Annotated in this window: 11 protein-coding genes; 5 read left to right on the top strand and 6 right to left on the bottom strand. The window is 42.0% G+C overall.

Features of this window, described 5'->3' with window-relative positions:
• Position 1: 1 nt before the first annotated feature.
• Positions 2-1489: a capsule assembly Wzi family protein gene (locus EVU92_RS07180; protein ID WP_130050626.1), complete on the bottom strand. Its 1488-nt coding sequence runs from the start codon at positions 1487-1489 to the stop codon at positions 2-4.
• Positions 1490-1642: 153 nt separating this feature from the next.
• On the opposite strand from EVU92_RS07180, the gene waaA reads away from it, so the two are divergent.
• Both waaA and EVU92_RS07170 read left to right on the top strand, forming a co-directional pair.
• A complete protein-coding gene (waaA, locus tag EVU92_RS07175; RefSeq protein ID WP_130050625.1) occupies positions 1643-2902 on the top strand; it encodes a lipid IV(A) 3-deoxy-D-manno-octulosonic acid transferase in 1260 nt (419 codons plus the stop codon).
• A 45-nt stretch (positions 2903-2947) separates the two neighbouring features.
• Complete coding sequence (locus tag EVU92_RS07170; RefSeq protein ID WP_130052249.1) at positions 2948-3490, top strand: DUF1415 domain-containing protein; 543 nt, start codon at positions 2948-2950, stop codon at positions 3488-3490.
• A gap of 80 nt (positions 3491-3570) precedes the next feature.
• Here EVU92_RS07170 and EVU92_RS07165 read toward each other — a convergent pair whose 3' ends face one another.
• The 4 genes from EVU92_RS07165 to purL all read right to left on the bottom strand — a co-directional run bounded on the left by EVU92_RS07165 (position 3571) and on the right by purL (position 10639).
• Positions 3571-3906: a YdbL family protein gene (locus EVU92_RS07165; protein ID WP_130050624.1), complete on the bottom strand. Its 336-nt coding sequence runs from the start codon at positions 3904-3906 to the stop codon at positions 3571-3573.
• A 9-nt stretch (positions 3907-3915) separates the two neighbouring features.
• Positions 3916-4098: a YnbE family lipoprotein gene (locus EVU92_RS07160; protein WP_054551055.1), complete on the bottom strand. Its 183-nt coding sequence runs from the start codon at positions 4096-4098 to the stop codon at positions 3916-3918.
• On the bottom strand, positions 4091-6544 hold the full coding sequence (locus tag EVU92_RS07155; RefSeq protein ID WP_130050623.1) for a YdbH domain-containing protein: 2454 nt from the start codon (positions 6542-6544) through the stop codon (positions 4091-4093). The genes EVU92_RS07160 and EVU92_RS07155 overlap by 8 nt, the downstream gene beginning before the upstream one ends.
• 210 nt (positions 6545-6754) lie before the next feature.
• On the bottom strand, positions 6755-10639 hold the full coding sequence (gene purL, locus EVU92_RS07150) for a phosphoribosylformylglycinamidine synthase (protein ID WP_130050622.1): 3885 nt from the start codon (positions 10637-10639) through the stop codon (positions 6755-6757).
• 310 nt (positions 10640-10949) lie between these two features.
• On the opposite strand from purL, the gene mltF reads away from it, so the two are divergent.
• Both mltF and EVU92_RS21555 read left to right on the top strand, forming a co-directional pair.
• Positions 10950-12419, top strand: coding sequence for a membrane-bound lytic murein transglycosylase MltF (gene mltF / locus EVU92_RS07145; RefSeq protein ID WP_130050621.1), 1470 nt, complete (start codon positions 10950-10952; stop codon positions 12417-12419).
• Positions 12420-12513: 94 nt separating this feature from the next.
• On the top strand, positions 12514-12684 hold the full coding sequence (locus EVU92_RS21555; protein WP_167658517.1) for a hypothetical protein: 171 nt from the start codon (positions 12514-12516) through the stop codon (positions 12682-12684).
• Here the strand turns inward: EVU92_RS21555 and tadA are convergent, their stop codons facing one another.
• On the bottom strand, positions 12685-13182 hold the full coding sequence (gene tadA / locus EVU92_RS07140; protein ID WP_130050620.1) for a tRNA adenosine(34) deaminase TadA: 498 nt from the start codon (positions 13180-13182) through the stop codon (positions 12685-12687).
• Positions 13183-13362: 180 nt separating this feature from the next.
• Here tadA and EVU92_RS07135 point away from each other — a divergent pair, with 180 nt between their 5' ends.
• Positions 13363-14667 (top strand): inosine/guanosine kinase, encoded by a 1305-nt coding sequence (locus EVU92_RS07135; protein WP_130050619.1) that lies wholly within the window; start codon positions 13363-13365, stop codon positions 14665-14667.
• Positions 14668-14673 lie beyond the last annotated feature (6 nt).

Raw genomic sequence — 14673 nt, 5'->3', positions numbered from 1 at the left:
CTTACCAAAAATATGCAACAGATAACCAAGTATAGTTATCTCCAAATACATCTTCACCATAAGTAAGAGTTGTCTCTAATGTATGCTCATTTAATTGGCGTGTGTTACTTAGTTGAAGCTCAACGGCACGTTCATAATCGCCAGTCGTTTGACCCCACTCATTTAGATAGTTACTTTCATTTTCTATCAATGTTAGCTTACTGCGCCAGAATGAGCGGTAGCTTTCACTATAAGTTAACTCCATGCTGTGCACCTGTGTAGGAGGTGCATCTGCGTAAACTCTCGCAACGCCATTGGCATGCAAGTCAGTATATCGCTGATCAGCCGCATAATGTCCCGTTACAAAACCACTAACCGTATTACCATATACTGGGTATATCTCATTGACGTACCACAGACTATGCATATTGGTATATTCGTACCTAAGCGACATTTTATTACTCAGCTTTGGTAAGAAGAAGCCAAAATTACTAACAGTATTACCAAATTGGTAGTTCTTATGATTTTTTGTATCTTCACCACCATATTCAAAGTAAAGTTCAACGGGCATTCCCCAATTAAAATTTACAGTGCTGGTAATTGTTACGTATTGGTCACCTAACTCATTATCTTTACTACCAGTGAGGCCTGAGTTGTCATTACCTGCGGGATCAAAAAATGCGTCAACCACATCACCAGCATCTACTTTACGGGGCCCACCGCCAAACTGCATCATTCTATTAAGGCCAATCTTCCAACCATCAAGCGGCTCAATACTAAAATGCGTTCCAGCAAGCTTTGGTGTGCCACTATGAAGCTCATTTTGATAAAGAATGCCATTATCGACATGTTCAAGTTCAGAATAATAAAGCTCAAAGTCAAAATTCCACCAGTTATGAGCTGGTTTTACCATTCCCAAAGAAATCGAAGGTGCAGTTTTAGCATTGGTAGAAATAATTTGTGCAGAGTGCTTAAAAGGTGAAAACCAGTGCTCTTTATAGCCAAGGTTTAACTGTAAATCTCTCCCTGCGAAGCTGATAAAGGAATTGTAATTTACAAACTTATTTGCTTTGGCTCGATAATCAACACCAACTTGTACTAAAGTGTAATCATTGGCACGCCAAATACCTTCGAAGAAGCCTTGCCCCCATTCATCAGAACTAAGTCCGCGTTGATTAGCTATTTTCTTGGTATTATCTGTATCTACTTGTAATTTTACACCGACACGAGTGATTGCATCATCACTTTGATACGGCTTTATTTTTGAACGAATAACAGCAGCTAACCCCGGCTCGTCCTTTGCTAGTAAAAGAAGTGCTTTTTCGACTTCTGCTAAACGATATGGCTTAGCCATAGGAGTGCCAATTGTTAGTGCAAACAAAGTATCTAATTGATGATCAAGCTGTGCATCCATACCAATAGGTAAATAAGCAGTTGGCGTTGCTAATAAAGGCATTGAGCAACTTAGTAAGGCACCTATTACCGAGGCTTTTATCATTTTAAATTTCATAATTGCTTCGTTGATTTGTTAAGTAACCGAAATACTACCAAATAAGCCAATAGTAAACACTTAAAACTCTCATTGATAACCGTTTTTAACATTTTATATTTAGATCGCGTAGGTTCCACGCTATCATAACGTTTTATCCATATAGGCTAGGCAATGGCGCGTATTTTATACTCTTTACTTTTATACCTACTAAGCCCACTGGTTATTTTCTACCTGTATGTTTTACGTGGTAAAAAGAATAAGGGTTACCGTGAGCACTTTGCTGAGCGCTTTGGCTTTTCGAATTTATCGCATCACGATGTTGTTTTTCATTGTGCCTCTGTAGGTGAAGTGCTAGCGGCAACCCCGCTTATCAAGGCCGTTCAATCAGAAAATCCAGTGCTTACTATTTTAGTAACCTGTAACACCCCTACAGGCCGCGAACAAATAAAAAATAACTTTAAAGACTCTGTTAGCAGCTGTTATTTACCGATTGATTTTTTCTTTGCTACGCGTCGATTTTTAAAACGTATCAAGCCAAAGGTACTGTGTATTTTAGAAACTGAACTTTGGCCTAACCTTATGGCTCAAAGCAACAGCTACGGCACAAAAGTTCTTGTGTTAAATGCCAGACTTTCAGCCAAATCACAGCAAGGCTACCAAAAGGTAATACCTTTAACTAAAGTGATCATGCAGTCTATTAGTGACCTTGCCAGTCATAATCAAGATGATGCCAAACGTTTTATTGAGCTTGGTTTAAAGCCTGAAAAGGCACGCGTATTTGGCTCAATTAAATTTGATATTACGCCAACAAATGAGCAATTAAATAAAGTCGCAGCACTTAAAAACAAATATAACAACGAGCGATTTATCTGGGTTGCAGGCTCCACTCACCCTGTTGAACATGAGCTTATTTTAAGTGCTCATGAAAAGCTGTTAAAAGCCTTACCCAACGCTCTTTTGATTATTGCTCCGCGTCACCCAGAGCAATTTGATAAAGTCGCAGAGATATTAAAAAGCTCAACGATGAACTTTAGTCGTCGTAGTGAAGATAACTATGACAACCAACAAGTTGTGCTAGCTGATACTTTAGGCGAGTTACAATGCTTATATGGTGTGGCAAACATCAGTTATGTTGGCGGAAGTTTAATAGAGCGAGGCGGCCATAATCCATTAGAGTCAGCAGCGTTTTCTGTTGGGGTATTAGCAGGTCCTCATACCTATAACTTTGACCATATTTATCCTGAGCTGATTAGTGCTCAAGGAGCTAAAATTGTCATCGATGAAAACCAACTAGCTGACACACTTATCTCTTTGAGTGCTAATCCACAGGAGACGATTAAGCTTGGTCAACAAGCTGCAAAATGCGTTGCTAATAATCAAGGTGCTATCAGTAAAACGGTCAATTTAATTGAGCTTTACTTAGAAAAGTAATTTAGAGAAATAGAATAGAGAAAGAATGTGACTGCAAAACAAGCGATGAATCGCCCAGAAAAACAAATGCGCGAATGGGTATCAAGCGTAATCGTAAAATACAATTTCTGCCCCTTTGCCCGTAAAGAAGTTGAAAGCAATTGCATTCATTATCAAATCAGTCAGTCTATTACACTTGATGATGCAGTAATGGACATGCTTGAGCAGTGTAGCGAGTTAGATCAGCAAGCACAGCGCGAAACAACCCTTTTGATGTTTGAACAAGGCTTTAAGGACTTTGAGGAGTTCTTAGATTTAGTCGATTTAGCCAATGCGCTTTTAGCAGCGCAAGGTTATGAAGGTAAATATCAAATAGCCAACTTTCATCCTGACTATGTCTTTGCTGACAGTGATGACAGCGATGCTGCAAATTATACCAACCGTGCACCTTACCCGACACTGCATTTGATTCGTGAAGCCAGTATGAGCGAAGCGTTAGATAACTACAATGAACCAGAGTCTATTCCGGAGCACAATATTAAACTTGCAAGGCGCAAAGGCATCGACTTTTGGCAGCAATTGTTACAAAACTGCATCGATAAACGCTAATGTTTACCAATCGTGTAAATGTAAAAAAGCCAGCAGTGCTGGCTTTTTCTGTTTTGTACTGATTCGTTTAATAAAGTGAGTTATTTTTTTACCCACTGACCGTTCACTTCAATGTAGTGACCCGGCTTAGTTTTCTCGATAGTTTTAGCGGCTGCAAGTGCTTCAACTTGCGCTAAAGAGAGGTTGTTCTTTTTCGCCAGTTTTAAATATTGCTCTTTGCGCTTTGCATTTATTTCTTCAACCACCGCTTTTGCTTCACTGTTATTAACCACTAAACCCAAATAGCCTGAGCTGTTTTCACCCACTAGCCCTTGGCTCTTTGCATCATCAAGGCTGATAGCCCATACAGAGAAAGATAAACAAACAGCACTGATCATGGTGATCACATTTAGTTTTTTAAGTTGTAATTTACGCATGTTTGCTCCTTAGAATAATTCACTATCATCACTGAATAAGGTATCAAGTTCTTTATCCACTTTTACGCGGATCTCATGATCAACTTTTACATTTAAGTTGATTGTAATCGGCTCTTTTGCTGCCACCTCTACACGGTGAGTACAGGCACTCAGCATGCCTACAGCCGTCAGCATTACTAACCACTTAGCCATCATTGCTTCCTTTTTTTGCATACTCTTTCTCAACTCTTTGAGTAATTTCATCACTTAAACGCAGTGCCCTAAGTAAAGTAAATACATTCTCTTCATGATTATAATTAAAGTTCACCGCTTGCTGCTGCGCTTCATTATAACCCTCTAAATTGACACCTAAATGTAACCAACCATCTGGTTTGAGATTAACACTACTACGTAGTTTTTTAATATCTAAATTTTCAAGTAAACTCAGCGTTGTGCTCAGTTCCTGCTGCTGTGCCTTTACAGCTTCAAAACCTGCATTATTAGTGATCAGTAATTTACCGTCACCTTGATTAACCAGCTGCCCTTGCTTTACTTCTACCCCCTGTTTGCTTATTACAACAGGTAAGGTGCCCGCTAAGCGGCCACTTAAACTAATTCCAGACTCAGCATCAAGGGTGACCAGTTTGCTGGCATCAATATTTTCAAACTTAACAGTCGCGGTTTGGTTATCACTCAGTGGACAGTAGCTGTTCACCACAAATTCCCCCCCCATAACCTGACCGGTTAGATTAGCTGCGCAAGGCTGGTTAGCCGTTACCTGCAACTGACCCTGTATATTTTTCACCACTGCACCTGCACGCAGTTCATTAAGTGTAAATTTAGTCGTTGCAATATTAAGCTGCCCTGAATTAAACTTCCCGTTTAGATCCACAGCAAAATCGTTCGCGAGGTAATCGTTGTAAAGCGCACTGAATTTATCTATGTGCAAACTACCCTGTGCTTGTTGAAGATTTACATCACCTTTAATAATGCCCGAAACAACCCCATCAGTGACGGTAGCTAGGGGCTCAAACTGATAAATTATAGGGTTAAGCTTAGCAATTGTCTGCTCTGGTATCACGAGTTCAAATGGGTGCGCAACCTCAGACATATGGTGGCTAATTAGCACTTCAAAGCCATCTGCAAACACATGATGCGTTGCCTGTAAGGCGCGACTTTGTAGTGCATTTGTAACGACGGACAACTTATTTAAGGTAAGCTCCGGAGTTGTTAATTTGGCGGCAGAGGTTTTGGCATCAATATCAGCAAATAACTCCCCCGCACTTAGGTCTGTTCTGAGAGTTAGCTCATTACTGATTTTTGCTGCGTTAATATCATTATAATTTAATGATTTAACCTTGCTGTTAGCTTTAACAATTAAGTGCTGCTGGGCATTATGCTCAGCGTCAATAGTGCTAGTAAAGTCAGCTATCGTTGCATCCGATATAAGCGCGTTTTTAACACTTACATTTGCATTCAGTTGAGCAACTATTGGACTCGCAAATAACTCATCAATGTTTAGCTTTCCTTTAGCCTGAATCCCGTCAGCCTGTAAATCTAAAAATGCTGGTAATGAATTCAATGACAGCTGAAAACCTGATTTAACAGTTCCATCATTTAAATGAGCATCAAGCTTAAATTCACTTATATCTTCACTATTAAAATGAATGCCAACTTGGCTTTTAAGTGATGTGAGCGGGTTCTGTAAAGAAAGTGACGTATTACTTACTTTTATCTCGCTTTGCCCCTCATTTGCTTGCAGCTTAACTATAGGGACTGATAGCAACTCACCATCAACACTTAACGGTTCTGCAATTTGCAACTGCCAAGCAAGCGGCAGCTGCGCTCTAATAAATGATTGGTACTGTTGGTTTGCTATAGAGATAAAACAATCTTGGTGTGCACTAAATTGATTCCGTAAAGCTGATAAATCCGCGTTTAGATGCTGTTGATTTAGTTGGTACTTTGCACTCAGGCTCCCTTCAGTAGCAAAACTTAAGTCACATTGCTCTAAAGCGTGCTGATAATTTACATTTACCATGCTTTTAATAGCAACCGTAATACCATCAAAATTAACCTGTGACTGAGTAGTAAAATGGCTGTTTTTGGGCAGTTTCATGAATCGTTCAAGCACTTTCTCATCAAGGGTGAGATTGGCTTTCACTTCATAATTTGATATTTCAACGTCTGCACTGATATCACGTGAAATCGTAAAATGATTTAAGCGTTTTTCCCGTATCGCCAACCTAACAGGATTGTCGGTAAACGGTGAGACTACATCAAGCTGCTGAATGCTAATTAGCGGTCTTTGCTCTGGTAATACTAAAGCGAGCTTTTTGAATTCTGTTTGTGAAGAGTCAGATTGTTTACTTACCTGATTGCTAAGAGTGAGATTAGCGCGAGAAACAGTTACCTGCTGCTTATTAGCAATAATACCAGCCAACTCAATTTGCTGTCCTTGGTAGGTTAAACATAATTTCTCGATATTTAAATCAAGCTTGCTGGTTAATGACCAATCAATACAATGAAGCGCAACGCCATTTTTACTGAGCATAGGTGTTAAGTACCACGATGTCAGTGGCAATCTGAACAGATACGCCAAAAGCACCATGCTTAGCACGATACCTAGCAACCCTACGCTTATCCGTTTAAAACTCAAAAAACTCTCCTTGCTTCTCGCTTCTCGCTTCTCGCTTCTCGCTTCTCGCTTCTCGCTTCTCGCTTCTCGCTTCTCGCTTCTCGCTTCTCGCTTCTCGCTTCTCGCTTCTCAGATCATTATAAACAAAAAGGCCACACATGATAGTGCAGCCTTTTTAGTTTAAACGGTTTGTATGAACCTAGCTTGTATAGCTAGGCACATAGCTAACTTCTAGCCAACGTTTTTGCGTGCGTTGCGGAACATACGCATCCACGGGCTATCTTCACGCCATTCATCTGGGTGCCATGAGTTAGCAACCGTACGGAATACACGCTCTGGGTGCGGCATCATAACCGTTGCACGACCATCTGTAGAAGTAATACCTGTGATACCCTCTGGTGAACCGTTCGGGTTAGCTGGGTATTGCGTAGTTGGGTTACCGTAGTTATCAACAAACTTCACTGCCACAGTACCTGACTCAAGCGCTGCTTTAACTGCATCAGCGTTTGCGAACTCAGCATGGCCTTCACCGTGAGAAACAGCGATAGGCATACGTGAACCTGCCATACCATTAAAGAATACTGATGGGTTTTCTTGCACTTCTACAAGGCTAAAGCGAGCTTCAAAGCGCTCTGACTTATTCGTCACGAAACGTGGCCAGTGCTCAGTACCAGGGATCAATTCTTTCAATGTTGAAAGCATTTGACAGCCATTACACACACCTAAGCTGAATGTATCTTCGCGGTGGAAGAAGCTTTGGAACTGCTCACGAGCCATCTCATTAAATAAGATTGACTTAGCCCAGCCTTCACCTGCACCTAGTACGTCACCGTAAGAGAAGCCACCACATGCCACTAAGCCTTTAAATTGCTCAAGTGTTAAACGACCTTCAAGGATATCGCTCATGTGAACGTCAACCGCAGCAAAGCCTGCACGATTAAATGCAGCAGCCATTTCTAAGTGAGAGTTAACACCTTGCTCACGAAGTATCGCCATTTTCGGCTTCGCACCTGTAGCAATGTAAGGCGCTGCAACATCTTCGTTTAGGTCAAAGTTTAGTTTTACGTTAAGACCTGGGTCTTTTGCATCAAACTTAGCATCAAACTCTTGCTTAGCACATTCTGGGTTGTCACGACGTGCTTGCATTTGGTAAGTTGTTTCAGCCCAAATAGTACGAAGCTCAGTACGCGTGTGGTTAAGTACTACATCATCACCACGAGTGAATACCACGCGGTCATCAGCGTTTAATGTACCAATTTCATGACTGATAGCAGCTAGACCGTGGTCGGCAAGAACCGCTTTAACTGCGTCTAAATCGTCATTAGCTACTTGAATCACTGCACCTAACTCTTCATTATAAAGCGCTTCGATGTCTGAACCTGTTAAGCCTGCAAGGTCAACAGTTACACCCGTGTGGCCAGCAAATGCCATTTCAGCAACCGTAGTGAATAAGCCACCGTCTGAACGGTCATGGTAAGCAAGTAACTTATTATCCGCTACAAGTGCTTGCATTGCGTCATAGAAACCTTTTAATAATGCTGGGTTATCAACATCAGGTGTCACATCACCTAGTTGCTTATAAACCTGTGCAAGGCTTGATGCACCCATACGGTTTTGACCAGCACCTAAATCAACTAATAATAATGATGAGTCACCTTTATCAGTGCGTAGTTGTGGGGTTACTGTTTTACGAACATCTTCAACACGACCAAATGCAGTGATGATCAGCGATAATGGTGCAGTAACAGATTTTTGTTCACCGTCTTCATCCCATTGAGTTTTCATAGACATTGAGTCTTTACCCACAGGGATTGTTAAACCAAGTGCAGGACAAAGCTCTTCACCTACAGCTTTAACTGCTTCATAAAGACCCGCATCTTCGCCAGGGTGACCAGCTGCAGCCATCCAGTTTGCAGATAGCTTGATATTTTCAAGGCCACCGATGTTAGCGCAAGCGATGTTAGTTAGAGACTCAGCCACAGCTAAGCGAGCAGAGGCACCGTAGTTTAAAAGTGCAGCTGGTGTACGTTCACCTAATGACATTGCTTCACCGTGGTAAGTATCAAACGCAGCAGCGGTTACCGCACAGTTTGCTACTGGCACCTGCCAAGGACCTACCATTTGGTCACGAGCAACTAAACCCGTTACCGTACGGTCACCAATAGTGATTAAGAATGTTTTCTCAGCAATCGTTGGTAAGCGTAATAAACGCTGTGCAGCATCAGCAGCATCAATGTGAGCAATGTCTAATGGTTGCGATTGTGCTTTTTTCGATTCAACTTCGCGGTGCATTTTTGGTGCTTTACCAAGTAATACATCAAGCGGAAGATCTACTGGACTGTTACCGAAGTGGCTATCTTCAACCGTTAAGTGACGCTCTTCTGTTGCTTCACCAATAACAGCGTATTCTGCACGCTCACGTTTACAGATTGCTTCAAAGCGCGCGAAGTCTTCTGCCGCAACTGCTAATACGTAACGCTCTTGAGATTCGTTACACCAAATTTCGTGTGGTGCCATACCCGGCTCATCGTTTGGAATGTCACGAAGTTGGAATTTACCACCACGACCACCGTCGTCTACAAGCTCAGGGAATGCGTTTGAAAGACCACCTGCACCCACATCGTGGATGAAAGCGATTGGGTTTGCATCACCTAGCTGCCAACATTTGTCGATAACTTCCTGACAACGACGTTCCATTTCTGGGTTTTCACGCTGTACCGATGCAAAGTCTAAATCTTCGTTTGATTGACCAGATGTCATACTAGACGCAGCACCACCACCAAGACCGATGTTCATTGCCGGACCACCTAGTGCAATTAGCTTAGCACCTACAGGGATTTCACCTTTTTGAACATGTTCAGAACGAATGTTACCTAAACCACCTGCAAGCATGATTGGCTTGTGGTAACCACGTACTTCTTCACCGTTATGGCTTGATACTTTCTCTTCGTATGTACGGAAGTAACCAAGTAAGTTAGGGCGACCAAACTCGTTATTGAATGCCGCACCACCTAATGGACCTTCTGTCATAATATCAAGTGCATTAACGATACGACCAGGCTTACCGAAGTCAGTTTCCCAAGGTTGCTCGTAGCCAGGAATACGTAGGTTAGATACCGTGAAACCAACTAAACCAGCTTTAGGCTTAGAACCACGGCCTGTAGCACCTTCATCACGAATTTCACCACCAGACCCAGTCGATGCACCTGAGAATGGCGCAATCGCAGTTGGGTGGTTATGAGTTTCAACTTTCATCAAGATTTCGATGTTTTCTTGATGGTACGCGTACTCACCCTCAAGATTAGGGAAGAAACGACCCGCTACCGAACCTTTCATTACCGCTGCGTTATCTTTATATGCCGATAACACGTTTTCAGGGTTCTGCTCGTAAGTATTTTTGATCATTTTGAACAAAGATTTTGGCTGCTCGATGCCATCAATTGTCCAATCAGCGTTAAAGATTTTGTGACGACAATGCTCAGAGTTTGCTTGTGCAAACATGAATAATTCGATGTCGTTCGGGTTACGCCCTAACTTTTGGAAGTTTTCTACTAAGTAATCGATTTCGTCATCTGCAAGCGCAAAACCTTGCTCAACGTTTGCTTTAGCAAGTGCTTCACGGCCACCACCTAAAATGTCAACTGATGACATTGGACGCGGGTCATCGTGGCGGAATAATTTAGCTGCATCAGCCATATCTGCGTGAGTTGCTTCAGTCATACGATCATGTAACAACGCTGCAACTTCAGCTGTTTGATCAGCTGATAGATTACCTTCAACGTAGTATGCAATACCACGCTCAACACGGTGAACTTGGCTTAAGCCACAGTTATGTGCGATGTCAGTTGCTTTTGATGCCCAAGGCGAGATAGTACCTGGACGCGGCGTTACAAGAATTAACGTGCCTGCTGGCGTGTGCTCAGCAATCGTTGGACCATAAGTAAGCAGTTTTTCCAGCTTTGTTTGCTCATCAGCTGAAAGTTCAGCAGTGAGATCTGCAAAATGCATGAACTCAGCATAAACGTCAGTGACTGGAAGTTGTGCCTGTTGGCAACGCGCTAAAATTTTCTGAACTCTAAAATCGGAAAGTGCTGGTGCACCACGAAGGATCAACATAGGTATTTTCATCCGGGGTTAGGGATTGAACGATATTTTAGGCGCATATTATAGTGCAAATAACGTCTAGATTTAACTCAAAATTACGCTTTTATTTAAATAATCTCGATAACCGCTATTATGGTCACAACAATTAACTATCTTAGTACTCATTATTTTTCTGCAGGTTCTTGTTCTGTATGACTTATCTATCTTCACCCTGTTACGATTATTAATTTTTAAATAGATATATAAAACTATTCGCCAAGTGACGTGGCTTTGAAGTTTTGTTATAACGGTAACGTAATGGTTTAAGGGGCATTTATAATCTATGCAAAAGTTACTCGCTATTTTTAGTTTAGTGCTCATGTTATGTGCGTGCGATATGCAACAGCAACCCTCGCAACTCGCTCATATCAAGGCACAGAACAAAATTAGAGTCGGCACTTTAGCTGGTGCGAGTAATTACTATCAAGCACCGCAAGGTGTGCAAGGCTTTGAATATGAACTCGCTCAAGAGTTTGCTGACTATGTTGGTGTTGAGCTTGAAATGGTGCCCTTTTTTAATCTATCCGATATGTTCGCACGCTTAGAAAGTGGCGATTTAGATATAATAGCTTCAGGTCTTACATATAATACGATTCGAGCTGAACATTATCGCTTCGGCCCGACCTATCGCACAATTAGCCAAAAGCTGGTCTATAAACAAGGCCGTACTCGTCCTCGTGAGTTTTCAGATTTAACCGGTAACCTAACTGTTCTAGCAAAAAGCAGCCATTCGTTGGCGCTACAACAATTAAAACAGCTGAATCCAGAGCTTAGCTGGAACGAAACTGAAGACATGGATGAAGAAGAGCTTCTGCAAGCTGTAATCGACGGTGAAATTGATTATACCCTAGCTGATTCACACACCTTGTCGTTGTTTCGCCGCTACCACCCAAATTTAAGCATAGGTTTCTCGGTTACGCGAAATGACCCTATCGCTTGGCTACTAAGAAAAGATGGTGACGATTCTTTATATGCCTTGATGGTGCCATTTTTTGGTGACGTAAAACAAAGCAACCAGCTTTATGTTCTAGAAGAAAAATACTTCGGCCATGTTCGCCAGTTTAATTATGTGAACACCCTAGCTTATATCGAAGCAATAAAAGAGACCTTACCTAAATACCAACCTTGGTTTGAGCAATACGCTGGCAACATAGATTGGCGATTACTGGCAGCCTTGAGTTATCAAGAATCAATGTGGAACCCAAGAGCTAAGTCACCAACGGGTGTTCGTGGTATTATGATGCTCACTCAAGCAACTGCAAAACAGGTCGGCGTAACTAATCGATTAGAACCAGAGCAAAATATTAAAGGCGGTGCAGAGTACCTTGCCAAAGTGATCTCTTGGATCCCTGAACGCATCCCACAGCCTGACAGAACTTGGTTTGCCTTAGCCTCTTACAATGTTGGCTGGGGACACGTAAACGACGCTCGTATCATCACTGAGCAAGAAGGTGCAAGCCCTGACAAATGGGCTGATGTTAAAAAGCGCTTACCTCTTTTAATTAAAAAGCGTTACTATCGTAAAACCAAATATGGTTATGCGCGGGGCGATGTCGCTGTGCAATATGTTGATAATATTCGTCGTTATTACGATGCGTTAGTTTGGCTTGACGAAAATGATGCTATTGCTAATCCCGAGAGCGAGCAACAAACAGCTGAAGAAGCAAAACCTGCAACAGAGGCAAGCGAAATAAAACCAAGCGACAACACTCAACAAACTAACTCAGAGCAGCAGAAGTCAGAAAACAACTAACTTCAAGCACCGAAATCTGTTTACTTGTCATCAAATGATCATTATCTTCCTGTAGAGATCAATATAATGCTTTACTCTCACTTAAGGAGCACACATGTTAAAAAGAAGACGCAAGACACATAAGTTCAAGCGAAATGTTATTTACTCAACGGCTACACGTCGTCGTATCATGCTACGCAATACACACAAAAAAGTTATCTGGCGTCGCCGCCTATTTGCGATGCAGTTAATGGAAGCACAAGTTCCTGCAACGCCGGTTGTCTAACTAGGCGTTGCGAGCAGCCAGCTTTGCCGCCTTTTTCTCTTCTCTACGACGCTTAAAAAACTTAGATATCACCGCCCCACACTGCTCACTCATAACATCACTGGTTACTTCAACTTGATGATTAAGCCTAGGTTCTTGTAGAAGATTCATAATTGAGCCTGCCGATCCTGTTTTTGCATCCTTAGCGCCAAATACAAGTCGCTTAATACGGCTATGAACCAAAAGGCCTGCGCACATCGAACAAGGTTCTAAAGTTACATACAGAGTGCAATCTATTAGGCGATAGTTGTTAAGTACTTTTCCTGCTTCACGGATTGCCATCATTTCTGCATGAGCTGATGGATCGTTATCAATAATTGAGCGGTTATAGCCATAAGAGATCTGTTGATTGTCTTTTACGAGTACTGCACCAACTGGAATTTCATTAATCGCAGCCGCTTCATTGGCGTAGCTCAATGCTTTCTCCATCCAATACTCGTCGCTAAATTGTTCGCTCATATATCACACAAATCTTGTAAAACTGTGAGTAATTATACCTAGTTAGTGAAAAATGTCGGCAATAAATGCTGCTACAATTAAAAATTAACGCAAAATTTAGTGGCTTTTTCATGGCTCAATGGACCCATATTGCGCTATAATCTCGCGCTTTTTTTATTTAGCTTACAACACGGGTAGCAAATGAAATTTCCTGGACGCCGCAGGCATAAACATTATTTTCCGGTGGAAGCCAAAGATCCACTGACGAATCAACTTAACTCAACCGACCGACTACAACGTAGTTATATTACGGGTATCGACCAAATTGTGGTGGATATTGAAGCGAAAGTTGATCAAGCTTTCCTAGATGAATTTCAATTGCGCCGTGGCATGTCGCAAGTGATCGAAAACGATATTACCAATGCGTTATACGACAGACTGAAACTCGATAACATGATCGATTATGAGTTTGCCGGTGGTACGGTGGGTAATACCATGCACAACTATTCAACACTTGCTGACGACCGCTCTGTGTTGTTAGGAGTAATGAGTGAAAATATCAAAATCGGCAGCTATGCATACCGTTTTTTATGTAACACCTCTAGCCGCGTTGACCTTGACTACCTTCAGCCTGTAGATGGCCCAATTGGTCGCTGTTTTACCTTAATTGACGAGACAGGTGAACGCACCTTCGCAATTAGTGCAGGGCTTATGAATCACCTTCGCCCTGAATCAATCGATCAAGCTCTTATTGAAAATTCATCAGCATTAGTGATCAGCGCATATCTGATGCGTACTCAAGGTGATGAAACCATGACAGAAGCCACTATGCAGGCAGTAAAATATGCCAATGATGCAGGTGTTCCTGTGGTTTTAACCCTGGGTACTAAGTTCTTAATTGAACAAGATCCAGCTTGGTGGGCTGATTTTGTTAAAGAACATGTTGATATTCTTGCTATGAACGAAGAAGAAGGTCTTGCTATTACAGGTTTTGAGGATCCGCTTCTGGCTGCCGACAAAGCGCTAGACTGGACTGATTTAGTTATTTGTACTGCCGGCGAAAAAGGCTTATTTATGGCAGGTTACGTAGACGATTCATTCAAGCGTGAAACAGAATACCCATTATTACCAGGTGCAATTGCTGACTTTAACCGTTATGAATTTTCGCGCGCAATGCGTAAAGAGGACTGCCAAAACCCTATCCGTGCATACAGCCACACAGCACCGTTTATGGGCGGCCCTGATAGTATTAAAAACACTAATGGCGCAGGCGATTGCGCTCTTGCTGCGGTCCTACATGACTTATCAGCCAATGTTTACCACAAACTAAATGTGGCAAACTCAGCGAAGCATCAACAACCTGCAATAACTTACTCATCACTTGCACAAATCAGTAAATACGCTAACCGTGCGAGTTATGAAGTACTGGTTCAGCACTCACCACGTTTATCTCGTGGCTTACCAGAACGTGAAGATTGTTTAGAGCAAGTTTACTGGGATCAGTAACCGCAA

The sequence above is a fragment of the Pseudoalteromonas sp. MEBiC 03485 genome (assembly GCF_004195145.1).
Taxonomy (GTDB): domain Bacteria; phylum Pseudomonadota; class Gammaproteobacteria; order Enterobacterales; family Alteromonadaceae; genus Pseudoalteromonas; species Pseudoalteromonas apostichopi.
This window is presented reverse-complemented; position numbering and strand designations above follow the sequence as displayed.